The organism is Ruegeria sp. TASC047, from assembly GCF_059612445.1.
Genome location: NZ_JBXWQP010000029.1, coordinates 40,749 through 63,010, shown reverse-complemented (window position 1 = coordinate 63,010; position 22,262 = coordinate 40,749). Strand labels below are relative to the sequence as shown.

Below are 22,262 nucleotides of genomic sequence, written 5' to 3'. Positions count from 1 at the left end.
TGCATTACCTGACAAAGTCAAGCCGGTCTGATCAGGCGACGTCGCTGAGGACACGTGCAAGTTCAAATAGGCGGCGGCGCTGGTTTTCCGGAATTGCGTAGTAAGAGCGAACTAGATCCAGGGCTTCTTTATCGCCCATCAGGTCAGCTGGAACAGATTTCTTTTCCGCGCTGCTTTTCTGGGCTTCTTCCAGACCTTCAAAGAAGAAGCTGACCGGTACGTCCAATGCCTCGGCAATGTCCCACAGGCGGGACGCGCTGATTCGGTTGGCTCCGGTCTCATATTTCTGGATTTGCTGAAACTTGATACCAACTTGCTGCGCCAATTGTTGCTGGGTCATCCCAATCAGCCAGCGGCGATGCCGAACGCGCTTGCCCACATGGACATCGACGTGATGAGTCATTGGTATTCTCCTCTACTACACACACATTTGTACGGGATCGTGCGACGTCCGAGATCGCAATACCAATAGGGGCTTCCTTAACCGCCCCCAAATCCGGACTGTGCCGTCCCCCGTTACCAGCACTGCTTGCCAATATTGCCGGTTTTGAATTTTTTTTCAAGCTGGTTGAGTCGATCCCCCCTCACAAGGGCTGTGGTTGTATGCGTCAAATGCCCTGCCCGCTGTTCGTGTGGCCCGGCTGGATATGCGACAGATTTTCAGACGTTTCAGGACGCCGCGCATAAGGAATTGACATCTCGCACAGCCCACGTGCCTATGCCCCAAGCACGTGAGGAACCAAATGAAGGCCTATTGTATTAGATCTGACGGGGCAGTTGCCCAGCTGTGCGATGTACCGAAACCCGAGCCGGTTGAGGGTCAGGTGCGGGTTGCGATCAAAGCCTGCGGGTTGAATTTCGCTGATCTGCTGATGCAGAAAGGCACGTATCAGGATACACCGCCTGCGCCGTTTACTTTGGGTATGGAAATCGCCGGTGTCGTGGATACCATCGGTCCAGGTGTGTCCACCTTGAAGCCGGGCGACCGGATCGCCGTCTATTCCGGTCAGGGCGGTCTGGCAGAGTATGGCGTTTTCGACGCCGATCGCGCGATCCCGCTGCCGGACACGACCCGTTTCGAAGACGCGGCAGCGATCCAGATAGCCTATGGCACCAGTCACATGGCCCTTGACCACCGCGCCCGTCTGCAACCCGGTGAGACGCTTCTGGTCACCGGCGCAGCAGGCGGTGTTGGGTTGACCGCGGTTGAAATCGGCAAGCTCATGGGTGCCACCGTCATCGCACAGGCCCGCGGCCCCGAAAAGCTGGCCGTTGCCCGCGCCGCAGGGGCCGATCACCTGATTGATGCCTCAGAGGATCTAAGGGCTCGGGTCAGATCGCTTGGCGGCGCGGATGTCGTTTATGACGCAATCGGCGGCGATGTGTTCAAGGCGGCCTTCCGCGCCACCAATCCCGAAGGCCGTCTGCTGCCCATCGGGTTTGCCGGCGGGGAAGTTCCGCAAATCCCCGCCAATCATCTGCTGGTCAAGAACCTGACCGTGATCGGCTTTTACATTGGCGGGTATCTGAAATTCCGGCCAGAAGCCGTACGCGAAAGTTTTGACACCCTTTTCCGCTGGCACACCGAGGGCCGCATCAATCCACACATCAGCCACGTCTTGCCACTTGATGAGGTCGCGCAGGGCATGCGGTTGCTAAAAGAGCGTAAATCGACAGGCAAAATTGTGATCACCCCCTGACCGCAATCAGCCCACCACGGCGCGCAGCTGTGTCCCTCCAAGGAGGCGAAAGTTCTGACGCACTAACTGCGCCAATGCTTCGACAACCGCGTCTCGACCCGGCTCTCCACCATACAGGTTGATCATGTGCGCAGGCAGGTCCGGTAGCGCACCGCCGCCTTCGATCTGTTCGAGATGTGCGGCTTCGGTACCTTCCAGTGCTGCATACACTGCCAGATCAGCGCTGACCGTGGCCTCGATTGTGCGGTCGTTTTCAGTTTCCACCGACAGCTCCCAGGGGATACCGGCCGCATCCAGCGCCGATATCACCTGTGGTCGAAACAAGCAGCGACGTCCAAGTGCCAAAGGCAGCGGACGCTTGCGCCAGGCCGACCCGCCCGGCGCACCTATCCAGCGCAAGGGCAGCTCTGCAATGGTTTCCGCACCGTCCACCGACGACGGTTCCGTGGTCAGGATCACGTCACATTCGCCGCGTTTGTACATCTCTTTCAATTGCAATGAATAAGACGACACCAACTGAACTCGGACTCGCGGGAAATCCGCGTTGAACCGTTGCAGGACCCGTGGGATGGCCGGGTAAACTATGTCGTGAGGAACCCCCAATACCACCTCACCTTCAAAGGCCTGATCGGTCAGTTTCGAGATAACCTCATCATTCAACGCGATCATACGGCGCGCATAAGCCAGCAATTGTTCACCGGACGCGGTCAGGGCAATCGTTCTGCCACTGCGGTCCAACAGCTGAAGGCCAAGCAGCTCCTCCAGCCGTTTCAACTGCATCGAGACCGCAGATTGCGTCAGATGCAGGAAACCTGCAGCGCGCGTCACCCCACCCTGATCCGCCACAGCAACAAATGAACGCAGGGTTGTAATGTCCAGATTCCGCACCTTCACGATTCCTTATGTGTTTCATCAAAAATATTCGTTTTCAATATATGTCATACTCCCCATATCAATCAAGGAAATTGATAAAGACGAGAGAAACCATCGTAAACACACGAAAGGACAATAAGTATGACCCAAATTGCCATTCATCGCCCTTGCAAGCCCCAGAAGCAATCGCTCGGCACTATCATCAGGCGTGCTGCTTCCCTGAAGCGTCAACGCCGCCAACTGGCACGGCTTGATGATCGCGCCCTTCAGGACATCGGAGTCTCCAGATCAGAGGCTGATGCCGAAGCCAGCCGTTTCGTCTGGGACGCGCCGGAATTCTGGCAGAAGTGATGCAAAATCAAATAGTAACTTCATGAGTGGCGGTCGGCTGATGCGGACCGTCACTTTTGTTGCGTAAATTAGTTGGTTTTCCGCGGTAAATACTTGAAACACAGCCCTGAGTTGCCGATATTTGCCTAGAACGCTTCTCGCACAGCCGGGGGGCTGAATAATTATGTAAAGGGAGACCCTTTGATGGCACAATTCGACACGATCCGGACGGCGGCCGGCGCGCGCGCTGCCGAGATTGATGAGGGCCTGCGCGCCCATATGAACAAAGTCTATGGCACTATGTCCGTAGGCATGCTCATCACATTCGCAGCAGCCTGGGCCATCGCAGGCCTGGCAACCACAAGCGATCCGTCAGCCGCAGCGGCACAGTTGAATGCCGATACCTATCTTACATCGCTGGGCTATAGCATTTACGCGTCGCCCCTGCGCTGGGTCATCATGTTTGCACCTCTGCTGTTTGTCTTCGGCTTCAGCGCCGGGATCAACCGTATGTCGGCGGCTGCCGCACAGCTGGTGTTCTACGTTTTTGCGGCGGTGATGGGCGTTTCGATCAGCTGGATCTTCCTTGTTTTCACCGGTGAGTCGGTCATTCAGGTCTTCCTGATCACCGCAATCGCGTTTGCGGGCCTGTCCCTGTATGGTTACACAACCAAGAAAGACTTGTCCGCCATGGGCACTTTCCTGATGATGGGCCTGATCGGCCTGATCGTCGCGATGGTTGTGAACATCTTTCTGGAGTCTTCGGCGGTTGCCTTTGCAATCTCGGCCATCGGCGTTCTGATCTTCGCGGGCTTAACCGCCTATGACACCCAGAATATCAAGAACACATACCTGCAAATGGCCCATAGTGGCGATCAGGAATGGCTGGGCAAGGCCGCTATCATGGGCGCGTTGAACCTGTACCTGGACTTCATCAACCTGTTCATGTTCCTGTTGCAATTCTTGGGTAACCGCGAGTAATTGCAAACCAATGTAAGGGAAAAGGCCGGTCATCGGACCGGCCTTTTTTCGTTTTGAACCAGCTGCGATCGCGCTTGCCCGGTACATGAATCCTAGCGGACAAGGCGACGACGTCCGCGTACCCCGCAAAGAAAAAGCCCCCGCTAGATCAGCGAGGGCTTGATACATCAGAAGGTATAAGACTTAGCTGCAATTCAACGGTACAGCAAAGCCCGAACTACGCTCGGACGTGCCTTTGCGGAACACATCGCCGGCAGGCAGACACCCGGTGAAACGCTCAGCCTCTTGCGCGAAACCAACGCCGACCGAGTTGTCGACCTTTACGCTGTTCGTCGGTGTGCGAAGGACACCATACAAGGTTCCGTTGACGCTGACGGTGCTCAGGAACAGATTCGTATCGCTGCCCTGTAGCTGGACCGCATTGTCCGGCGTCCGCCCGCCATTGTCGATAGCAACGGCTGCCACCTTGGAGGGGTCCACTTCATCAGCCAAGAGAGTAACGGTCTGAAGTTCTGCCAGCTCGGCCGGGACATTCGTTTCAGGCGGCAGAAATGCGACGGCTCCGGGAATGTCGGAAATCGTGCGGGGTTCGCCATCGATTCCGGTAAACCCGACACCTTTGCGGTTAAACGGGTCTTCACAGGCCGCCAAAGTCAGAACGGCTATTGTGGATAACAAGATTTTTTTCATGGCGGTCAACATTTTGTGGCGGTTTGCTCAAGCGTACTTGCAGGTCGGCACAAAAAGCAAGCCACAGGCCATGCGATTGCATCGGTGGCTGATGCGCTCCTGCAACGGCCCCAGGTGGGCATGCTGACATTCTTGGTAACAAACCACCGGAATTCAGCACAAAAAAGGCTCTGCCAAGCAGAGCCCTTTTGGAAAGTCCAAATGGAACGGCAAGATTACTTGATCTTGCCTTCCTTGTACTCGACATGCTTGCGAACGACCGGATCGTATTTACGAATGGTCATTTTCTCGGTCATGGTGCGCGCATTCTTTTTGGTCACGTAGAAGTGGCCCGTGCCCGCGGTCGAGTTCAGACGGATCTTGATTGTCGTCGGCTTCGCCATGGTTATCTCCTGCGTCCGGAAAGGCAGGGGCCTTTCGGTTGAATTCCTATGAGCGTGCGCTTTTACGCGCTACGCCGTGCATGTCAAGGCCAATCGGACGATCCCGGCCCAGGAATCGGGCACAGGTTCAACCCGGTAACGTTGGCGCGCCCATATAGCTGTGAATCTGGTCCCTTTCACTGTCCGAAAGACCCAGCGCAGTGGACAATTGCCGCAAATATGCGGCCTCACGATCATTGTCCAACCGTATTGCCGCCAGAGATGTCGCATAAATCTGCGTTCTGAGCGGTGCCCCAGAATCAGCTGCCAGACCCATGACGTCGACAGGTGCGTTCAGTTGTTCCTGCACGAATGCGCGTTCCTCGTCACTGATGTCATCGCCCAACTCTCCGAGGATCGTTTCTTTCTCGTGCTCGTCCAGCTCGCCGTCTGCCTTTGCCGCCTGGATCATCGCCCGCAACATGAGCTTGGCCTGAGCTTCCATGGCAGCCCCGGCTGGTGTTCCGCCAAACACCGTCTCCATCATGTCGGTGGTCTGCTGGCTGCCAGTTCTGGCCGCCCCCTGCATCGCATTCAAAAGCCCGCCAAGACCGGCGGCACCTGCGGCACTGCCACCCAGCCCCATCTTACCCATCATGTCCTGAAGGCCTGTCGCACCTCCGGGAAGGCCGAACTGTTCGGCCATTTTGCCAAGCTGATCCATACCAAGGCCGCCGCCTGCGCCTTGCATCATGTCCTGCAAGCCAGCCATTCCGCCCATTTTCTGGTATTTCTCCATCCCCTTCGCAGCCGCGAAACCAACTGCAACGGACGCAAGTGTCTTCATAAAGCTCATGACAATCCTCCCGGTTTTTCAAAATACGCCCCAGTTCTATCAAAGGAATGCAAAGGCGAATACCACGTTCAACCCCCACGGGATTCCGGACTGAATTTCCAAGCCGATGAGGACCAAAAGACAGTGAATAAGTTTGTACATATCACGATATCGTGATAGGTTTGCCGCAACTGATACGTCCAAGAGGCCAACTTCAGGCTCGACGACCAAGGCAGTGTGAACAGGTAATGCCCGCGCGGAGCAGTGTTGTTTTACGCAGCTTTTCTTGGGGGGCAATCATGACAGAATGGGTTATTCAGGGCGAAGAACTGGCCAATTGTAATTGCAATTTCGGCTGTCCCTGCCAATTCAGCGTTCTTCCATCACACGGAAATTGCGAGGCTGTTGTCGTTTTCGACATCGAAAGCGGGCATTATGGCGATACTGATCTGGCCGGTTTGCGGGCAGCAGGTGTTTATCACTGGCCGGGACCGATCCACGAAGGCAATGGTCAGATGCAACTGATTATTGACGAAAGTGCTACAGCCGAACAGCGCGCAGCATTGCAGGCCATCATGACCGGCGAAGACACCGATGAAATGGCAACCATGTGGTACGTCTACAGTGCGATGGCCCCGACGAAATATGATACGCTTTTTGTCCCAATCGAATTGAACTGGAACCGCGATGACCGCAGCGGCTACGCCAAGGTTCCGGGGGTATTCGACGTTGAGGTCAGCCCGATTCCTCATATCGTATCGGGCGCTGCGCACAGGGCATCAATCCAGCTGCCGAATGGCTTTGAGTACCGCCACGCCGAGGCTGCCTCGGGGTCGGCCAAAACAACGGGCGGTGAGATCAGCCTTACCTTTGATGCCACGCACGCCCATCTCGCACATCTCAACCTCTCGGGTCACGGTGTTCTGGGCGCGTAGCCGGAGACTCTTTCATGACCAGACAGAGTGCGACAGCCCCTGCCGGGGCGATTGAGCGGCTGTTGAGGCAGGACAATGCAATCGTGTTGGGCAGCGTCCTTCTGATCATTCTTGCTGCCACCTGGTACACAGTTGCCGGCGTCGGGATGAAAATGTCTGCGGTCGAAATGACCCGCATGGCAGGGCCGGTTGGGGAGCCCATGCAGATGGGTTCCGCAACCGCCTGGAGCTTCGGTTACACTCTGCTCATCTTCCTGATGTGGTGGATCATGATGATTGCCATGATGACCCCAAGTGCCGCGCCAGCCGTGCTTTTGTTTGCAGCGACAAAGCGCATGGGCCCTGAGAAAGACCGCGCCGCAACGTTCAGCCTGTGTTTCCTGTTGGGCTATCTGGTGACCTGGGGTGCGTTCAGCCTGACTGCAACGGCATTGCAGTGGGGATTGGAACATATCGGGCTGTCAAGCGGGCCGATGATGACAATCCGCTCTGGCCCCTTCGCGGGAAGTGTTCTGCTGGCTGCCGGGTTCTATCAGTTTTCAAGTTTGAAGAATGCGTGCCTTCGTTACTGCCAAAGCCCCGCAAGGTTTCTGGCCGGTCACAACCGGCCCGGACCCTTCGGCGCGCTCAGAACCGGAGCCCTGCACGGCACGTATTGCCTGGGCTGCTGCTGGGCGTTGATGCTGCTGCTGTTCGTCGGAGGGATCATGAACCTCTACTGGATCGTTGGCATTGCCGCCTATGTCGCGCTGGAAAAGCTTCTGCCGACAGCCCGGTGGCTGGCGCCGGTGTCAGGTGTGGCGCTTATTGGAGCAGGTCTTTGGCACATCGCGGCACCGTTGATCTCCGGCATCTGACGCAAGACGGCCCCCGGGGCGGCTGACTGAAAGGCCCTGTGATTTCTCGTTAAAAAGGAGGTACCAATGCCTGTTTTCATTACCTACGCAACTTATTCGCAAGCTGGTGTCAAAGGCATGTTGCAAAAGCCCGAGAACCGTACCGGCCCAGTGAAAGCATTGCTGGAGAAAGTCGGCGGTCGACTGCTATCCTTTTACATGACGACCGGCAGCAATGACGTGGTCGTGATCAGCGAAGCGCCAGACGGAACAGATGCTGTGGCGGTCGGCATGGCGGTCGCGGCATCGGGTGCGGTCACGAACATAGAAACGGTTCGGGCCTGGACTGCGGACGAGTTCGTTTCGGTCACTGAGAAAGCCGCAAGATTGGCGGGGACCTACACGCCGCCCGGAGGATAAGTAGACACGCGCGGAGGGCCTGTAAGCCGGATCTTGTTCCGGGGTTACCCCCTTCGATGACCATTCCTCTAGGCCGTGCATTGCTGCACGGCTCAAGCTGCCAACCCGGTCCCTCTCGGCCAAGACGCGCTTAGCGGCGGTATCGGCTTGCGCCGACCGGCCCGCGCGGGGACCCTATTTGGCATTGCTCCCGGTGGGGCTTGCCGTGCCGCCCCTGTTGCCAGGGACGCGGTGGGCTCTTACCCCACCGTTTCACCCTTACCCGGGGCCGAGGCCCTGGGCGGTCTGATTTCTGTGGCGCTTTCCGTCGGGTTGCCCCGCCCGGGCGTTACCCGGCACCATTGTCTTGTGGAGTCCGGACTTTCCTCTCGGGCATACGCCCCAGCGGCCATCCGGCCCTCCGCGCCCGGGCTGGGTAGGCTTTGTGGTCTGCGGCGTCAAGAGCTGACAGGTCTGAGAAGGGGCCAGCCCTTTCTTGGCCTGCGGCCAACTCAACCCCGGGATATTTTTAGCCTGATGAAGAGCGGATCAGGTTGTTGTGTCCGACGGGGTGAGCACATTCATATCCGCCATGTCCAGCGGACCTTTCGCCCAGGGGCGAAATCGCAATCGGACAGCGGCCAGTAGTTTTGCATCGTCCACGGGGGCGGTGAAACCTGCCATCCGAGCAGAGGCGCGAAATGCTTCTGCATCGGGTGAAATCGGATCAACTCCTGTGCCGCGCGGTTTGGCCATCGCCTGCTTTTCGAGCCTGTTCCAGTCAAAGCGCGGCCCAGGGTCGGATTTTCGCCCGGGCGCCATGTCGGAATGCCCGATAACCCCGGACGGAGTAATGGACCAGCGGGTCATGATCAGGGGCAACAACTGTTCCAGCACCGCCATTTGCGGCTGCGAGAACGGATGTTTGCCGGTGTTTTCCAGTTCGATCCCAACCGAGCGCGAGTTGATGTCGTCCTTGCCGTCCCATTCCCCTGCCCCGGCATGCCAGGCGCGATCTTCTTCACGCACCATTTGCCACAGGGTGCCATCACCCCCGATCAGGTAATGAGCCGAAACTTCGGAAGCCGGGTCGCACAGACGATCCAGAGCCGCCTGCGCGCTGTCCATGGCCGTATAGTGGATCACGATCAAGGATGGCAACAGCCCGCCCCGGCGCTTGCCGAAACTCGGAGACGGATGCCAGATCGGCGTTAAGGCGTCAGTTGTTAACGGCACTGCGGAACGGGCTGGGGTCCCAGCCACAGGCATAGCCGTCGCCGTCCGGGTCCAGCCCCTTGCGGTCACGTTGCGGACCGCCGTTGGACAGGAATTCGATCTGAGCCTGATCCGGTGACGGGAATTGCGCGCAGTTCCGCTGTGCCTTGGCTTGCAGGTTGAAACCGGAACGGCTGTAGAGTTGCGTGCCCACCGGATTGGTGGTGCTCAGCGCATATTGTACGATATTCGGTTGGCCGCTCGCCGTCCGCTCAGGCACGGCGGTTGGAGCGACGACTTCGTAGGTCTGGCGGTTTTGCTCAATCCGGGCGGCATCGGATTGGATGCTGCGCCTCTCGGACACGGCCGCGAAGTCCTGCTCGTCAGAGATTGCGCTGCTGTTGGAGCCGGAAGACGGCGACGCGGAGACCGAGGATTGCCCGGACGTGCTGGCCAACGCTGCGGCGGTCTGGTTGGCGATGTCCGCATTCTCACCTGTTGCAAAGGTCGATGATCCCGGTGTGCCCAGTGGTTGCTGGGAAACATCGACCGGAGCCAGCAGCGGATTGATCGCCCCACCCTGGCCTGCCAATTGAGCCTCGCGCTGCGCCTGATATTCAGGCGTGTTGAAACCCGTGCTGGTCAACGGCGCGACATTGGTGCAGGCCGCAGCCAGTGTCAGGGCCGGGACCAAAAGCAAAACACGCATTAATTGGCTCCGTCTTCAGTAATTCACTTGCCCGAAGGCTTACCACCATTTGCCGGGCTTGGCCACAAAACCGGCTGCGTTTTCCAGCGCATAAGCGGTGTTGAGCAAGTCACCTTCTTCCCACGGGCGCCCGATCAGCTGCAACCCCAAGGGAAGACCTTGTGCATCCAGCCCTGCGGGGACCGAGATACCGGGCAAGCCAGCGAGGTTCACGGTAACCGTAAAGACGTCGTTCAAATACATTTGAACAGGGTCCGCCTCGGTCATTTCCCCCAGACCGAAAGCCGCCGAAGGGGTTGCCGGTGTCAGAATGGCATCGATGCCCGCAGCAAACACGTCTTCGAAGTCTTTCTTGATCAGGGTCCGGACCCGGCGTGCGCGATTGTAATAGGCGTCATAGAAACCTGCGGACAGCACATATGTGCCGACCATCACGCGGCGCTGCACCTCGGGGCCAAAACCTTCGGCGCGGGTCTTTTCGTACATCTCGGTGATGCCATCGCCCTGCGCGAGCTGTGCACGGCGACCATAGCGAACACCGTCATAACGGGCGAGGTTCGAAGATGCCTCGGCCGGAGCAATCACGTAATAGGCCGGCAGCGCGTATTTGGTGTGCGGAAGCGAGATATCGACAATCTCGGCCCCCGCGGCTTTCAGCATCGCTGCGCCATCGGCCCAGAGTTTTTCGATCTCGGCGGGCATACCGTCCATACGGTACTCTTTCGGGATACCGATCTTCTTGCCCTTGATGTCACCGGTCAGCATGGCCTCGAAATTCGGGACCGCCAGTTCGGCACTGGTCGAATCCTTGGGGTCATGTCCGCACATGGTTTCCAGCATGATCGCTGCATCACGCACGTTCTTGGTCATTGGTCCTGCCTGATCCAGCGAGGACGCAAAGGCGACGATACCCCACCGAGAGCAACGACCATAGGTGGGTTTGATGCCCGTGATGCCAACGAAGGCCGCAGGCTGGCGGATCGAGCCTCCGGTGTCGGTACCTGTCGCAGCCAGGCACAAATCAGCAGCCACGGCAGATGCAGACCCGCCAGAGGAGCCCCCCGGTGTCAGTTCCGCATCATCGTTGCCACGGCGCCACGGGCTGACCGCATTGCCATAGGTCGAGGTTTCGTTGGACGATCCCATGGCGAATTCGTCCATGTTCAGTTTACCCAGCATCACCGCGCCTGCGTCGGCCAGTTGCTGTGAAACAGTGGATTCGTATTCCGGCTTGAACCCTTCCAGGATTTTCGATGCCGCCTGCGACGGCACACCCTTGGTGCAAAACAGATCTTTGATGCCGATCGGCAGGCCACACATCGACGGTGCGTCGCCACGCCGGATCCGCTCATCCGCGGCCTTGGCGCGCTCCATTGCAAGTTCGGGTGTCTTGTGGACAAAGGCGTTCAGCGCATCTGCCTCGTCAATGGCTTTCAGGCAGGCGTCGGTCAGCTCGACAGAAGTGACGTCACCGGAGCGCAGCGCATCGCGCGCCTCGGCCAGACCCAGTTTGTTCAGCTCGCTCATGTCTTACTCCACCACTTTGGGAACTGCGAAGAACCCTTCGCGGGCGTCAGGGGCGTTGGCCAGCACCTTGCCCTGCTGGTTGCCGTCGGTTACCTCGTCCTTACGGCGTTTCAGCCGCATCGGCGTGACCGAGACCATCGGCTCGACACCTTCGACATCCACTTCGTTCAGCTGTTCGATGAACCCGAGGATGGTGTTGAACTCGGATGCCAGCGCCGGCAGCGCGTCATCCTCGACCTTGATCCGGGCCAGTTTGGCCACTTTGGCGGCGGTGCTTTGGTCAATCGACATCGGCTTCCCTCATCTACGTTATGGGGCATTTACCTGTCTGTTGCGGCAGTCGCAAGACCGCTGCGCCATGGGCCGTCCCGAGTTTGAGATCCACCGCATGACACCCGCCATTCAAAACTGAATGAGTGGTATGCAAAAAAGTAAACTAATTAGTTCAATATTGTCCTTGAAAACTGTACTGTACTGTTCATTTCTAGTTGTGCGACACAACGCAAACCGGAGAAAAACATGAAACCCCTGATGATTGCCGCAGTCTTGTCCGCCACCTTTTTGGCCGCACCGGCCATGGCCTTGGGTATCGACACAAGCAACCTGACACGCACGTTGACCTTCCCCTCGCCCGTGACGGAACCGGTCACTCAGGACAAGGTTAAACCTGCAAAGTGACGCGCAGGTTGCGGCCGGGTCGGATTTCCCCTCTCCGACCCGGCCAAAGCGCATTTTCGAGATGCACAGCCCAAAGCGAGTCGTTAGCATTGCTGCAAATACCAAAAGGGAACTGCATAAGGCACTTGCGGTTCTGACAAGCAAGTGGAGCAGCTGATGAACACGCAAAAAAAAGCGGTCCTGGATGCCATCGATGCGGCGAATGCAAATGACCCCAACCGCGATGATGGTCGCCCCGAAGCGCAGCTTTACGGCGAGCGCATGAGCGCAGAGCTTGACCGCCTGTTTCCAGGCGCGTCCGACGCTTTGCAGATTGCGGCGCGTGGTCAACATGTGGAGCGGTGGAAGCTTGCCCGCAATGAATTTCCGGAAGGTCGGGCGGGTTATCTGGCCTGGCGCAAGGCGCAAGGTGTGCATCACGCGGACGTGGTGATGAGTTTGATGACCCAAGAAGGCTATGACGCTGAGCAGGCCGAAGCCGCGGGTCGCATGTTGCGCAAGCAAGGCATCAAACGCGATGCAGAGGTGCAGGCGCTGGAAGATGTGATCTGCTTTGTGTTTCTGAAATGGTATTTCCAGCCCTTTGCGGCGAAACACTCAGCCGAGAAAATCCAGAGCATTGTTGAAAAGACTGCCCGCAAGATGTCGCCCGAGGGCCGCGCACGGGTTTTAAGCGAATTCGACCTGCCGGATCATCTGGCCGCAGCCTTTCAAGACTGAGAAAAGGCCAACGCCGTTTCATCGACCGAATAATAAGTCTGAAGGATGGTCACGACAGGCCTCCGCGCCATTTGCTCATGATCCACGAGTTTGGGTGACGCGGCCCCTGATGAGGGCCGCTCGATACACTTCGATCATCCAGCCCAGCATAATGGCATTCAGGAGATGCCACATGAAATGTGTCCCCACCGGCCATTGGCCGCAGAAACGCATATCGAGGGCACGGAAGGTAATCGACAAGATCAGGATCAACGCCCCGATTGTCAGTCCTTTGGCCAGAATCGGATCACGGCCACGCAAAAGAACAGCATAGATCAGGATCAGAAAAGGGACCGGCGCATAAACCGCCGACCCTCCAAGCCCCGGAACATGTTGGAACAGTGGGACAGCAGCCGTCGCATAGGGAAGAAAAAGAAGCATTCCCCCGAACGCCACCCCCAAAGGCATCCTCCAGATGTCTTTATTCACCGCAAAAACATAGACCAATATGAACAACAGTATGGGCGCGACATCCGCCAAAGCCGCCCATACCTGCGCATGCGTGTGGAACAGGTAACTGCCAAACCCGATGATCGCCAGAAGCGCCACCAAAACCTTGGCCAGCGGCATGTTCTGATTGCGCACGCGCCGCCACATGACCCATGCGCAAATCAGAAAAGCAGCGTTTGTGACCGCGTTAACGGGCTCGGCCCAGTAGGCTGGAGACAGCCGCTCGCAGTACCCGTCTATTTCACGAAACCAATCCATGGAAATTTACTTATCCGATGTTAGGCTGCCGCCAACAGAATGATTGGGAGGAAATAATTATGAACATTATCTGGTTGGGCCATGGAAGTTTCCGTATCGAAACCCAGGGACAGGTGCTGCTAATCGACCCCTGGCTGACCGGCAACCCGGTCTTGCCCGAGGAACAGCATGACGCCGCCGTTGATGGCGCCACCCACATCCTTCTGACCCATACGCATTTTGACCATGTCGTCGACGTTCTGCCTTTGGCCAAACACCTGAAGATTCCGGTTGTGGGACAATATGACCTGATGGGGTACTGGGCCGAAGCCGAAAGCATCGAGACCATTGGTTTCAACAAGGGCGGCACGGTCAACTTGAACGGGGTCAAGGTAACAATGGTCCCGGCCTCTCACAGCTCGACCTTTTCGACACCGGACGGCCTGCGCACAGGCGGCAGTGAGGTCGGCTTCATGATCAGTGCCGAGGGGCGCATGCTTTATGTTTCAGGTGATACCGACATCATGGCCGACATGGACTGGATGGGGGATTACTACAAACCCGATGTCGGCATCCTGTCAGCGGGCGGGCATTTCACCATGGATATGAAAGCTGCCGCCTACGCCGCCAAAAGATACTTCAACTTCAAGACGGTAATTCCCTGCCACTACAAGACCTTCCCGATTCTTGAGCAATCCGCTCAGGCGCTGGCAGGTGCTTTGTCTGGCGTAGACGTCATCGAACCGCAGGTTATGCAGGCGATAAAGCTGTAGGGATGATATGACCAGCGACATTGTCCCTTCACCGGAACTGATCGCAGTTGTACGGCGATGGAATCAGGCCGTTCATGACAAGGATCGGGCTGCGCTGGTCAATATGCTGTCATCTTCGGAACACCTGCGGTATCAGGGCTCGGCGGATGAAGAGGCATGGTCCGGGCAGGTGTTTCGCCGTGGCTTCGCGGATCACACCAAGGAAATCCCGGACTATGACTGGCAGGAACATTCGCTGGAAGCGTTTGAATGTGGGGATGTAGGCTGGGCATTTTGCGAAGCGACGCTGACCTTTCATTCGAACGGCAATTCAGCCTGGCACCGCTTTACATTTGTTCTGCATCTGGAAGACGGCGTCTGGAAAATGGTGCAGCTGCATGTGTCTAACCCAACCTCGAACATGAAAAAGATCGGCATCGAGCATTCGGCGTTGAATGCACTGATCGAAGCCGCAAAGCAGGAGTTCACACAGGATCAGACCGAGGGAACCGCCTCGGTCATGTTCACTGACATTGTCGGGTCGTCAGATATCACCCGGCACTTGGGTGACAAAAAATGGGCCCAGCTTATTTCCGGTCATTTTGATCTGGCTGAACACCTTATCCAAGCCCATCAGGGACGACTGGTCAAATCCCTTGGGGATGGCACGATGTCGATCTTCCCGACGGTCCAGGATGCGATTCAGGCAGCAATCGAGCTGCAAAGAAAGAACGCATTGGCAAATTCCGAAACACCTCTGGGTCTGCGGATTGGAATTCATACCGGCGACGTCATACAGAAAGATGAGGATTTCTTCGGGTCCGTCGTCAATAAGGCCGCGCGCGTGACAGACGTAAGTGGCCCGAATGAAATTCATGTCACCGACGTGACCAGATTGCTGGTCAGCCCGGAGGGCGGTCTGAGATTTAGCTCGCCAAAATCGGTCGCACTGAAAGGGTTCGGCGGGCAGCAGACAGTGTATCGCCTGGACTGGAACTGACAGTGGCCGTCCTGTCAGATCCCGGTCATTTTTCTATTCGCTTTTCCGCGAAAAAATCCAGCAGCAGGGTTTCACATTCTTTGGCGGCTATGCCGTCATAGACCTCGGGCTTGTGATGCGCTTGCGGGTGGGAAAAAACCCGCGCGCCATGGGCCACGCCGCCGGATTTGGGATCGGACGCCCCATAGTAAACGCGCCGGATGCGCGCGGCCGCCAGTGCCGCTGCACACATGGCGCAGGGTTCCAGTGTCACATAGATATCATGTCCGGGCAGTCTTTCAGATCCGGCATTGGCACAGGCCGCGCGCAAAGCCAGGATTTCTGCATGCGCGGTAGGATCCTTCAACTCACGCGTCCGGTTTCCTGCCTCCGCCACAACAGAGCCATCCGGCCCGACAATGACCGCGCCAACGGGCACTTCGCCGCGATCCGCTGCTGCGCGCGCCTCACGCAGCGCCTGTTCCATATACGATTTGAACACCATGCCCCTGACTGCATCAGAAACCTGCCTTTCGCAAGCGCGCGGGATAGGGTATGGCCCAGACATGAACAAGACCCCTCCTCCCGGCGACCGGATCGCCAAAGTCCTGGCCCGCGCTGGCGTCGCGTCGCGGCGCGAGGCCGAGCGCATGATCGAAGCTGGCCGCGTGGCCGTGAATGGCAAGACCATCGACAGCCCCGCCCTGAACGTGACGGCGAAAGACAAGATCGTGGTCGACGGCAAACCGGTCTCGGAACCGGAACCCTCGCGCTTGTGGCTGTATCACAAGCCCGCTGGGCTGGTTACGACAACCCGCGACGAAAAAGGGCGCGATACGATTTTCGACAAGCTGCCCGAAGACATGCCTCGGGTGATGAGCGTTGGCCGGCTTGACCTGAATTCCGAAGGTCTGCTGCTGCTGACTAATGACGGCGCTATCAAGCGTAAACTTGAACTGCCCGCGACCGGCTGGTTGCGCAAATACCGTGTGCGGGTAAACGGCCGCCCGAAAGACGAAGATTTCGAACCGTTGCGCAAAGGGCTGGTGATTGAGGGAGAGCGGTTCCAGCCGATGACCGTCACGCTGGATCGCCAGCAAGGGGCCAATGCCTGGCTGACCATCGGTCTGCGCGAAGGAAAGAACCGAGAAATCCGTCGCGCGATGGAAGATATTGGTTTAAATGTGAACCGTTTGTTGCGGGTTTCTTATGGCCCGTTCCAGTTGGGCAATCTGAAGCCGGGCGAAGTCGAAGAAATCCGCCGCCGCGTTATGCGCGATCAACTTGGGCTGGATTCGGATGCCAAACCCGAAGCGGCCCACAAACGCCCGACGCGACCACAAAGAAAACGCCCGCCCATCGGCAAGAATCCCCGCAAGTGATGCAGGTTCGGCAACCTTCCCCCTAGCGCCAAGCCTGCGTATCCCCTAAATTTTCTGTGATTGCTGCTATTTGGGGAGCGTGATGTCCGGAAGCGGAGTGCAAAAATTCGCCTACGCCGTATTGCTGGTGCTTTTGTTTGGCGTGTGCACAGGCGTGCTTGGGGGCTTGTAACGCATGGCAAAGCGATTTGGCGGCAAATACAGCCCTCAGGACAACGCGTCCGGCGACACTCTTCAGCCCCGTGGGCAATTCGATGGCGCGCGGGTCGAACCTGCGGGTGCGCGTGCCAATGTCCTGTTCATACCGGCCATCCCATTGGTATTTCTGTCGCTGAACGACGGCGCGATTGGCATGACCATTGGTCTGATCGCAGCTGGCCTGCTGACGGCAGCTGCGTTTTTGCTGCGGGAAGGTCTGCGGGCCGAAGCCGCGTTTAACGCCCGTAAGGCTGCCCGCCGGCCTGCGTTTCCCCGTAAAATCTTTGCCAGCCTTCTGACAGGTCTGGGCGCCGCTCTTGCGTCCTACCGGACCGAGTTTCTGAATGCGGAAACGTCATCGCAAGTCAGCCTGCTTGCCCCCGTCTTGTTCGGCGCTGCAGCAACCGTGCTGCATTCGGCCTCCTTCGGGTTTGATCCGATGAAGAACAAGGGCATGGAAGGAATTGACACCTTTCAGCAAGATCGCGTTGCCCGGGTCGTTGAGGATGCGGAAAACCGTCTTTCCGAGATGACGGACGCCATCAAACGCGCGGGTGATCGCCGGATCGAAGCCCGTTTGGAACGGTTTCAGGACACCGCACGTGACCTTTTTCGAACGGTCGAGGAAGACCCCCGCGATCTGGCGGGCGCGCGAAAATACATGACGGTTTATCTACAGGGCGCGCGTGATGCGACGGTCAAGTTTGCCGATGTTTACGCCCGGACCCGTGATGCCCAGGCGATGACAGACTATGTCGCCTTGCTGGATGATCTGGAACAGAATTTTGCCGCGCGTACGCGGAAAATGCTATTGGATGACCGCAGTGATCTGACGGTCGAAATCGACGTGCTGCGCGAAAGACTGCAGCGCGAAGGCGTCCGGTTGGACTGACCGGCCATTATTTGAGCGAGGAACATCCCCATGTCCGATGAGATCAAGAACAAGGCGGCTCAGGCCGAAACACTGGTGCAGGAAGTCACCGCAGTTGCCCTGCCCGAACCAAAGGCCGAGGTTATCTCGCTTGAAGAAGCCGATGAACCCGTGAGTGCCGAGATCCGCAAGCGCATGGACGAGATCGACATGGGCAACACCAACTCGATTGTTGCTTTCGGGTCTTCCGCTCAGGCCGAATTGCAGGAAATCAGTCAGGCCATGCTTGCGGATGTGCGCAACAAGGATGTTGGCCCGGCAGGCGACAGCCTGCGCAATATCGTGACCACGATCCGCGGATTTTCGGTCAGTGAGCTGGACGTGCGCCGCGAGCGTAGCTGGTGGGAAAGGCTGCTGGGCAGAGCCGCACCATTTGCGAAATTTACCGCTCAGTTTGAAGAAGTTCAGGAGCAGATCGACCGCATTACCGACGATCTTCTGGGACATGAGCATACACTGCTCAAGGACATCAAATCGCTGGACCTGCTGTACGAGAAAACTCTGGGTTTTTACGATGAACTGGCGCTGTACATCGCAGCGGGTGAAGAAAAGCTGACCGAGTTGGACAGCCATGACATCCCCGAAAGGGAAGCCGCCGTTCAGGCCGCGCCAGAAGAAGAACAGATGATGAAAGCGCAGGAACTGCGGGACATGCGCGCCGCGCGTGACGATCTGGAGCGCCGCGTGCACGATCTGAAACTGACCCGTCAGGTCACGATGCAGTCGCTTCCGTCGATCCGGCTGGTGCAGGAGAACGACAAGTCGCTGGTCACGAAGATCAACTCGACGCTGGTGAACACCGTGCCGCTGTGGGAAACGCAACTGGCACAGGCCGTCACCATTCAGCGCAGCGCCGAAGCTGCCGCCGCGGTGCGCGACGCCAACGATTTGACCAACGAGCTTTTGACTTCGAATGCTGCCAATCTGCGTCAGTCGAACAAGATGATCCGTGAGGAAATGGAACGCGGCGTGTTCGATATCGAAGCTGTCAAAAAGGCCAACGCAGACCTGATCGGCACCATCAACGAAAGCCTGGCCATTGCGGATGAAGGAAAAGCCAAACGTGCCGCGGCCGAGGCCGAGCTGCAGAAGATGGAGGCGGAACTGCGCGACACTCTGGCATCCGCCAAGGCGCGTCGAGACGGGACCGGCGACAACGCCGGAACCGCTGTCCCCGGCTGAGGCTGAACTGGGCGTGCGGGATATTACATATCTGAAACTGGGGTTGGGGACGGCGGCGTTTTTGGCTTTGGCCAATTGCGATGAAACACTGACATCCTCGATTGCGCCGCAAGCGCGCCCGGCGCCTGTTTCTGTTGCGGCGAATGCCTATGTACCGCCCTCTGCCGCAAGTCAGGATCTGGCGCGGTTTTACCAGCGTGTCGAACGCGACCTTCTGGTGCGGGGGTTATTGCGGACAGACGGGGGCGGGCCCGATACGCCTTATGACGCCCAGGATCTGGCGCGAAATTTCGAAGCGATTGCGTTCTACAGCGAATATCCGACCCAAAACGTTTCCATCGGTTCGCGCCAGACAGACGGGCAGCTCAGCCGTTGGTCGGGACCGGTGCGCATCCAGACTGAGTTTGGGCCTTCCGTGCTGCCTGCTGTACGGGAACAGGATGCGGAACGGGTTCAGTCCTTTGCCTCGCGCCTGGCGAGGCTGACGGATCATCCGATTTCCGTGGTCTCCCGAAACGCAAATTTCCACGTCTTCTTCGCGGGCAAGGACGACAGCACCTATGTGGTGTCACGACTGAAACAGCTGATCCCGAATATCAGTCAGGCTTCGCTTGATCTGGTCGCAAATCCGAGATCGAATTTCGATTGTTTTGTTTTTGCCTCGGCGACAACGGCGTCTCCGTATAAATATGTACGCGCCGTTGCGTTGATCCGGGCCGAATTGACTGATCTGGTCCGTCGCAGTTGTATCCACGAAGAAATCGCACAGGGGCTGGGATTGTCGAACGATAGCCCGGCAGCGCGCCCATCGATCTTCAATGATGATGACGAGTTTGCCCTGCTGACGAGCCATGATGAAAAACTGCTGACAATGCTTTATGACAAGCGGCTTGAGCCCGGCGTGACAGTCGATCAGGCCCGCCCCATCGTGCATGTCATTGCCCGGGAATTGATGGGGCAGCCGCTCTGACCCCAAGGACAGGAGAACCCAAATGGGAATATTCGATTTTCTGACCGGAGAATTCATTGACGTCATCCATTGGGTTGACGACACTCGCGACATCATGGTCTGGCGGTTCGAGCGTGAAGGCCATGAAATCAAATACGGTGCCAAGCTGACGGTGCGCGAAGGTCAGGCGGCTGTATTTGTGCACGAAGGGCAATTGGCAGATGTGTTCACGCCAGGTCTCTATATGCTTGAGACCAACAACATGCCGATCCTGACCACATTACAGCACTGGGATCATGGCTTTCAGTCGCCGTTCAAGTCCGAGATCTACTTCGTCAACACGACCCGGTTCAACGACCTGAAATGGGGGACCAAGAACCCGATCATGCTGCGCGACCCCGAGTTTGGTCCGACCCGCATTCGCGCCTATGGCACCTATACCGTTCGGGTCAAAGACCCGGCCAGGTTCCTTGTGGAAATCGTTGGAACTGACGGCGAATTCACCATGAGCGAGATCAGCTTTCAGGTGCGCAACATCATTGTGCAGGAGTTCAGCCGCGTTATTTCGGGGTCTGGCATTCCTGTGTTGGACATGGCAGCGAACACGGCTGATCTGGGCAAATTGATCGCGGCCGAAGTTTCCCCAGTGCTGGAAGGCTATGGGCTGGAGATGCCGGAATTCTACATCGAGAACATCTCGCTTCCGCCTGCGGTCGAGGCCGCATTGGACAAGCGGACCTCGATGGGATTGGCCGGAGATCTGGGCAAATTCACACAGTATTCCGCAGCCGAGGCGATGACGGCTGCGGCCAGCAACCCAAGCCAGGGCGGTGGCATGGGCGCAGGTCTTGGCATGGGAATGGGCATGGCGATGGCACAGCAGATGTCGAACATGGCAGCGGGCCAGCCAAGCGGCCCGTGGGGATCGCCTGCCCCCGCTGCCCCACGACCGGCAGCCCATGTGGCCCCGCCGCCCCCGCCACCAGTTGAGCATGTTTGGCATATTGCCGTGGATGGGCAGACCAGCGGCCCGTTTTCCAAGGCCAGGATGGGCCGTATGGCCAGCGAAGGCGATCTGACGCGCGAGACCTATGTATGGACCGCGGGCCAGGACGGCTGGAAGAAAGCTGGAGACGTGCAGGAACTTGCACAACTGTTCACCATTCTGCCTCCGCCGCCGCCGGGGACCTGACCAAAACGCGATACTCCTCCATCTGTCCTGACACTTCTGGGTAATGTATGACACACGCCCCTGACCTTGCAGAGCACCGCTTCCCCTGCCAGCAATGCGGCGCGGATTACCGGTTCAGTCCTAGCAACGGTACGCTAACATGTGATCATTGTGGTCATTCCGAACCTATCGGATCGGGTCCTTGGCAAGGTGCCAGCCTGCGCGAACTGGATTTTGACGCGGCCATTGCGGACCGTCTGCCTGACAGCGAGCTGGAACAGACCCGCGTTCTGTCCTGTCCGAACTGCGCAGCGCAGGTTGAATTCGACCCCAACACGCACGCTGCGGAATGCCCGTTCTGTGCCACGCCGGTGGTAACCGACACCGGCGTGAACCGGCATATCAAGCCGAAGGGCGTTCTGCCTTTTGCCTTCGACGAGCGCGAGGCGCATAAGGCGATGAGCGATTGGCTGGGGCGGTTATGGTTCGCGCCAAACGGGTTGAAGGACTATGCCCGCAAGGGCCGCAAGATGCAGGGCATTTATGTGCCGTACTGGACCTTTGATGCCGACACCAAATCCGCCTACCGAGGTGAGCGCGGCGTGATCTATTATGAAACCCACACTGTGATGCGGGACGGTAAACGGGTTCAGCAACAAGTACCAAAGGTGCGCTGGTCGCCCAAATCGGGTCGTGTTGCGCGGTTTTTTGACGATGTCCTGGTGCTGGCTTCGCAGTCGTTGCCCAAGGCTTACACTGACGCGTTGCAGCCTTGGGATCTGCCGGCACTTGAATCTTACCAGCCAGAATACCTCGCCGGATTTCGCGCCGAGGCATATACAGTTGAACTAAATGAGGGCTATACCGAGGCCCGCGCGCATATGGCGCGCGTGATCGAACGGGATGTTCGCTTCGATATTGGGGGCGACAAGCAACGTATCCACGCGGTGGACACTGAGGTGCGCGATGTCACCTTCAAACATATTCTGCTGCCAATCTGGATGGCGGCCTACAAATATCGCGGGCAGACCTATCGATTTGTGGTGAACGGCCGAACCGGACGGGTTCAGGGGGAACGCCCCTGGTCCGCCATCAAGATCACGATTGCCGTTGTTCTGGGCCTGCTGGTTGCCGGGGTTGTCGGATATCTGGTGGCTAACGGGCAGCAATAACAGCCACTTGTACAAAACGCACGGCATGAT

The 22,262-nt window shown here is 57.8% G+C and carries 27 protein-coding genes and 1 other RNA gene; 16 read left to right on the top strand and 12 right to left on the bottom strand.

Annotation, left to right across the window (positions count from 1 at the left end; translation table 11 throughout):
- Positions 1-31: 31 nt before the first annotated feature.
- On the bottom strand, positions 32-403 hold the full coding sequence (locus AC2FLO_RS08110) for a helix-turn-helix domain-containing protein (protein WP_267365354.1): 372 nt from the start codon (positions 401-403) through the stop codon (positions 32-34).
- A gap of 340 nt (positions 404-743) precedes the next feature.
- On the opposite strand from AC2FLO_RS08110, the gene AC2FLO_RS08105 reads away from it, so the two are divergent.
- The gene (locus AC2FLO_RS08105; protein WP_496752759.1) at positions 744-1,700 is read left to right on the top strand and encodes an NADPH:quinone oxidoreductase family protein; all 957 of its coding nucleotides are present in this window, start codon (positions 744-746) and stop codon (positions 1,698-1,700) included.
- A gap of 6 nt (positions 1,701-1,706) precedes the next feature.
- Here the strand turns inward: AC2FLO_RS08105 and AC2FLO_RS08100 are convergent, their stop codons facing one another.
- Entirely contained in the window at positions 1,707-2,588 is an 882-nt protein-coding gene (locus AC2FLO_RS08100) for a LysR family transcriptional regulator (protein WP_480516174.1), read from the bottom strand.
- Positions 2,589-2,714: 126 nt separating this feature from the next.
- Here AC2FLO_RS08100 and AC2FLO_RS08095 point away from each other — a divergent pair, with 126 nt between their 5' ends.
- Both AC2FLO_RS08095 and AC2FLO_RS08090 read left to right on the top strand, forming a co-directional pair.
- Complete coding sequence (locus tag AC2FLO_RS08095; RefSeq protein WP_496752760.1) at positions 2,715-2,924, top strand: DUF1127 domain-containing protein; 210 nt, start codon at positions 2,715-2,717, stop codon at positions 2,922-2,924.
- Between the two features lie 183 nt (positions 2,925-3,107).
- Positions 3,108-3,884, top strand: coding sequence for a Bax inhibitor-1/YccA family protein (locus AC2FLO_RS08090; protein ID WP_480582853.1), 777 nt, complete (start codon positions 3,108-3,110; stop codon positions 3,882-3,884).
- A 183-nt stretch (positions 3,885-4,067) separates the two neighbouring features.
- Here the strand turns inward: AC2FLO_RS08090 and AC2FLO_RS08085 are convergent, their stop codons facing one another.
- From AC2FLO_RS08085 to AC2FLO_RS08075, 3 genes are all read right to left on the bottom strand, one after another.
- Positions 4,068-4,574 carry a hypothetical protein gene (locus AC2FLO_RS08085; protein ID WP_496811669.1) on the bottom strand — a complete coding sequence of 169 codons (507 nt, stop codon included), beginning with the start codon at positions 4,572-4,574 and terminating at the stop codon, positions 4,068-4,070.
- Positions 4,575-4,789: 215 nt separating this feature from the next.
- A complete protein-coding gene (rpmG, locus tag AC2FLO_RS08080; RefSeq protein WP_037309480.1) occupies positions 4,790-4,957 on the bottom strand; it encodes a 50S ribosomal protein L33 in 168 nt (55 codons plus the stop codon).
- A gap of 127 nt (positions 4,958-5,084) precedes the next feature.
- Entirely contained in the window at positions 5,085-5,792 is a 708-nt protein-coding gene (locus AC2FLO_RS08075; RefSeq protein ID WP_267366943.1) for a DUF533 domain-containing protein, read from the bottom strand.
- A 278-nt stretch (positions 5,793-6,070) separates the two neighbouring features.
- On the opposite strand from AC2FLO_RS08075, the gene AC2FLO_RS08070 reads away from it, so the two are divergent.
- The 3 genes from AC2FLO_RS08070 (at position 6,071) to AC2FLO_RS08060 (ending at position 7,962) form a co-directional block, all read left to right on the top strand.
- A complete protein-coding gene (locus AC2FLO_RS08070; protein WP_267366945.1) occupies positions 6,071-6,706 on the top strand; it encodes a DUF1326 domain-containing protein in 636 nt (211 codons plus the stop codon).
- A 14-nt stretch (positions 6,707-6,720) separates the two neighbouring features.
- Positions 6,721-7,563 carry a DUF2182 domain-containing protein gene (locus AC2FLO_RS08065; protein ID WP_496752761.1) on the top strand — a complete coding sequence of 281 codons (843 nt, stop codon included), beginning with the start codon at positions 6,721-6,723 and terminating at the stop codon, positions 7,561-7,563.
- 66 nt (positions 7,564-7,629) lie between these two features.
- Positions 7,630-7,962 carry a GYD domain-containing protein gene (locus tag AC2FLO_RS08060; RefSeq protein ID WP_209504623.1) on the top strand — a complete coding sequence of 111 codons (333 nt, stop codon included), beginning with the start codon at positions 7,630-7,632 and terminating at the stop codon, positions 7,960-7,962.
- Between the two features lie 6 nt (positions 7,963-7,968).
- Here AC2FLO_RS08060 and rnpB read toward each other — a convergent pair.
- The 5 genes from rnpB to gatC form a co-directional block, all read right to left on the bottom strand.
- An RNA gene (rnpB, locus tag AC2FLO_RS08055) (RNase P RNA component class A) lies at positions 7,969-8,366 on the bottom strand.
- A gap of 124 nt (positions 8,367-8,490) precedes the next feature.
- Positions 8,491-9,210, bottom strand: coding sequence for an N-acetylmuramoyl-L-alanine amidase (locus AC2FLO_RS08050; RefSeq protein WP_496752762.1), 720 nt, complete (start codon positions 9,208-9,210; stop codon positions 8,491-8,493).
- Entirely contained in the window at positions 9,161-9,865 is a 705-nt protein-coding gene (locus AC2FLO_RS08045) for a hypothetical protein (protein WP_496752763.1), read from the bottom strand. Before AC2FLO_RS08045 ends, AC2FLO_RS08050 begins: the two co-directional genes overlap by 50 nt.
- A gap of 39 nt (positions 9,866-9,904) precedes the next feature.
- Positions 9,905-11,392: an Asp-tRNA(Asn)/Glu-tRNA(Gln) amidotransferase subunit GatA gene (gene gatA, locus AC2FLO_RS08040; protein WP_496752764.1), complete on the bottom strand. Its 1,488-nt coding sequence runs from the start codon at positions 11,390-11,392 to the stop codon at positions 9,905-9,907.
- Positions 11,393-11,395: 3 nt separating this feature from the next.
- Complete coding sequence (gene gatC / locus AC2FLO_RS08035) at positions 11,396-11,683, bottom strand: Asp-tRNA(Asn)/Glu-tRNA(Gln) amidotransferase subunit GatC (protein WP_267365979.1); 288 nt, start codon at positions 11,681-11,683, stop codon at positions 11,396-11,398.
- Between the two features lie 228 nt (positions 11,684-11,911).
- Between gatC and AC2FLO_RS08030 the strand changes: the two genes are divergently transcribed.
- Together AC2FLO_RS08030 and AC2FLO_RS08025 are read left to right on the top strand one after the other, a co-directional pair.
- Positions 11,912-12,070 (top strand): hypothetical protein, encoded by a 159-nt coding sequence (locus AC2FLO_RS08030; RefSeq protein ID WP_209504628.1) that lies wholly within the window; start codon positions 11,912-11,914, stop codon positions 12,068-12,070.
- 156 nt (positions 12,071-12,226) lie between these two features.
- Positions 12,227-12,790, top strand: coding sequence for a DUF4202 domain-containing protein (locus AC2FLO_RS08025; RefSeq protein ID WP_480910001.1), 564 nt, complete (start codon positions 12,227-12,229; stop codon positions 12,788-12,790).
- A 75-nt stretch (positions 12,791-12,865) separates the two neighbouring features.
- Here AC2FLO_RS08025 and AC2FLO_RS08020 read toward each other — a convergent pair whose 3' ends face one another.
- A complete protein-coding gene (locus AC2FLO_RS08020) occupies positions 12,866-13,537 on the bottom strand; it encodes a ceramidase domain-containing protein (protein ID WP_480582833.1) in 672 nt (223 codons plus the stop codon).
- A 59-nt stretch (positions 13,538-13,596) separates the two neighbouring features.
- Between AC2FLO_RS08020 and AC2FLO_RS08015 the strand changes: the two genes are divergently transcribed.
- Both AC2FLO_RS08015 and AC2FLO_RS08010 read left to right on the top strand, forming a co-directional pair.
- A complete protein-coding gene (locus AC2FLO_RS08015; protein WP_496752765.1) occupies positions 13,597-14,289 on the top strand; it encodes a metal-dependent hydrolase in 693 nt (230 codons plus the stop codon).
- Positions 14,290-14,296: 7 nt separating this feature from the next.
- Positions 14,297-15,268, top strand: coding sequence for an adenylate/guanylate cyclase domain-containing protein (locus AC2FLO_RS08010; RefSeq protein ID WP_496752766.1), 972 nt, complete (start codon positions 14,297-14,299; stop codon positions 15,266-15,268).
- Positions 15,269-15,293: 25 nt separating this feature from the next.
- Here the strand turns inward: AC2FLO_RS08010 and AC2FLO_RS08005 are convergent, their stop codons facing one another.
- Entirely contained in the window at positions 15,294-15,752 is a 459-nt protein-coding gene (locus AC2FLO_RS08005) for a nucleoside deaminase (protein ID WP_496752767.1), read from the bottom strand.
- A 61-nt stretch (positions 15,753-15,813) separates the two neighbouring features.
- On the opposite strand from AC2FLO_RS08005, the gene AC2FLO_RS08000 reads away from it, so the two are divergent.
- From AC2FLO_RS08000 to AC2FLO_RS07975, 6 genes are all read left to right on the top strand, one after another.
- Positions 15,814-16,629 (top strand): pseudouridine synthase, encoded by an 816-nt coding sequence (locus tag AC2FLO_RS08000; protein WP_496806595.1) that lies wholly within the window; start codon positions 15,814-15,816, stop codon positions 16,627-16,629.
- Between the two features lie 175 nt (positions 16,630-16,804).
- Positions 16,805-17,719, top strand: a complete 915-nt coding sequence (locus AC2FLO_RS07995; RefSeq protein WP_496752769.1) for a 5-bromo-4-chloroindolyl phosphate hydrolysis family protein — start codon at positions 16,805-16,807, stop codon at positions 17,717-17,719.
- Positions 17,720-17,749: 30 nt separating this feature from the next.
- The gene (locus tag AC2FLO_RS07990) at positions 17,750-18,940 is read left to right on the top strand and encodes a toxic anion resistance protein (protein WP_496811668.1); all 1,191 of its coding nucleotides are present in this window, start codon (positions 17,750-17,752) and stop codon (positions 18,938-18,940) included.
- A 13-nt stretch (positions 18,941-18,953) separates the two neighbouring features.
- Complete coding sequence (locus AC2FLO_RS07985) at positions 18,954-19,910, top strand: DUF2927 domain-containing protein (RefSeq protein ID WP_496752770.1); 957 nt, start codon at positions 18,954-18,956, stop codon at positions 19,908-19,910.
- Between the two features lie 22 nt (positions 19,911-19,932).
- The gene (locus AC2FLO_RS07980) at positions 19,933-21,081 is read left to right on the top strand and encodes an SPFH domain-containing protein (protein ID WP_496752771.1); all 1,149 of its coding nucleotides are present in this window, start codon (positions 19,933-19,935) and stop codon (positions 21,079-21,081) included.
- Between the two features lie 47 nt (positions 21,082-21,128).
- The gene (locus AC2FLO_RS07975) at positions 21,129-22,232 is read left to right on the top strand and encodes a TFIIB-type zinc finger domain-containing protein (RefSeq protein ID WP_480582811.1); all 1,104 of its coding nucleotides are present in this window, start codon (positions 21,129-21,131) and stop codon (positions 22,230-22,232) included.
- Positions 22,233-22,262: the final 30 nt, after the last annotated feature.

Excerpts from the sequence above, each read along its gene's own strand:
- AC2FLO_RS08050 (WP_496752762.1), bottom strand. The coding sequence starts at position 9,210 with ATGCCTGTGGCTGGGACCCCAGCCCGTTCCGCAGTGCCGTTAACAACT.
- gatA (WP_496752764.1), bottom strand. The coding sequence starts at position 11,392 with ATGAGCGAGCTGAACAAACTGGGTCTGGCCGAGGCGCGCGATGCGCTG.
- AC2FLO_RS07980 (WP_496752771.1), top strand. The coding sequence starts at position 19,933 with ATGGGAATATTCGATTTTCTGACCGGAGAATTCATTGACGTCATCCAT.
- AC2FLO_RS08060 (WP_209504623.1), top strand. The coding sequence starts at position 7,630 with ATGCCTGTTTTCATTACCTACGCAACTTATTCGCAAGCTGGTGTCAAA.
- AC2FLO_RS08015 (WP_496752765.1), top strand. The coding sequence starts at position 13,597 with ATGAACATTATCTGGTTGGGCCATGGAAGTTTCCGTATCGAAACCCAG.
- AC2FLO_RS08090 (WP_480582853.1), top strand. The coding sequence starts at position 3,108 with ATGGCACAATTCGACACGATCCGGACGGCGGCCGGCGCGCGCGCTGCC.
- AC2FLO_RS08085 (WP_496811669.1), bottom strand. The coding sequence starts at position 4,574 with ATGAAAAAAATCTTGTTATCCACAATAGCCGTTCTGACTTTGGCGGCC.
- AC2FLO_RS08095 (WP_496752760.1), top strand. The coding sequence starts at position 2,715 with ATGACCCAAATTGCCATTCATCGCCCTTGCAAGCCCCAGAAGCAATCG.
- rpmG (WP_037309480.1), bottom strand. The coding sequence starts at position 4,957 with ATGGCGAAGCCGACGACAATCAAGATCCGTCTGAACTCGACCGCGGGC.
- AC2FLO_RS08045 (WP_496752763.1), bottom strand. The coding sequence starts at position 9,865 with ATGCGTGTTTTGCTTTTGGTCCCGGCCCTGACACTGGCTGCGGCCTGC.
- AC2FLO_RS08105 (WP_496752759.1), top strand. The coding sequence starts at position 744 with ATGAAGGCCTATTGTATTAGATCTGACGGGGCAGTTGCCCAGCTGTGC.
- AC2FLO_RS08000 (WP_496806595.1), top strand. The coding sequence starts at position 15,814 with ATGAACAAGACCCCTCCTCCCGGCGACCGGATCGCCAAAGTCCTGGCC.
- AC2FLO_RS07975 (WP_480582811.1), top strand. The coding sequence starts at position 21,129 with ATGACACACGCCCCTGACCTTGCAGAGCACCGCTTCCCCTGCCAGCAA.
- AC2FLO_RS07995 (WP_496752769.1), top strand. The coding sequence starts at position 16,805 with ATGGCAAAGCGATTTGGCGGCAAATACAGCCCTCAGGACAACGCGTCC.
- AC2FLO_RS08020 (WP_480582833.1), bottom strand. The coding sequence starts at position 13,537 with ATGGATTGGTTTCGTGAAATAGACGGGTACTGCGAGCGGCTGTCTCCA.
- AC2FLO_RS08065 (WP_496752761.1), top strand. The coding sequence starts at position 6,721 with ATGACCAGACAGAGTGCGACAGCCCCTGCCGGGGCGATTGAGCGGCTG.
- AC2FLO_RS08070 (WP_267366945.1), top strand. The coding sequence starts at position 6,071 with ATGACAGAATGGGTTATTCAGGGCGAAGAACTGGCCAATTGTAATTGC.
- AC2FLO_RS08110 (WP_267365354.1), bottom strand. The coding sequence starts at position 403 with ATGACTCATCACGTCGATGTCCATGTGGGCAAGCGCGTTCGGCATCGC.
- AC2FLO_RS07990 (WP_496811668.1), top strand. The coding sequence starts at position 17,750 with ATGTCCGATGAGATCAAGAACAAGGCGGCTCAGGCCGAAACACTGGTG.
- AC2FLO_RS08030 (WP_209504628.1), top strand. The coding sequence starts at position 11,912 with ATGAAACCCCTGATGATTGCCGCAGTCTTGTCCGCCACCTTTTTGGCC.
- AC2FLO_RS08005 (WP_496752767.1), bottom strand. The coding sequence starts at position 15,752 with ATGGTGTTCAAATCGTATATGGAACAGGCGCTGCGTGAGGCGCGCGCA.
- AC2FLO_RS08075 (WP_267366943.1), bottom strand. The coding sequence starts at position 5,792 with ATGAGCTTTATGAAGACACTTGCGTCCGTTGCAGTTGGTTTCGCGGCT.
- gatC (WP_267365979.1), bottom strand. The coding sequence starts at position 11,683 with ATGTCGATTGACCAAAGCACCGCCGCCAAAGTGGCCAAACTGGCCCGG.
- AC2FLO_RS08010 (WP_496752766.1), top strand. The coding sequence starts at position 14,297 with ATGACCAGCGACATTGTCCCTTCACCGGAACTGATCGCAGTTGTACGG.
- AC2FLO_RS08025 (WP_480910001.1), top strand. The coding sequence starts at position 12,227 with ATGAACACGCAAAAAAAAGCGGTCCTGGATGCCATCGATGCGGCGAAT.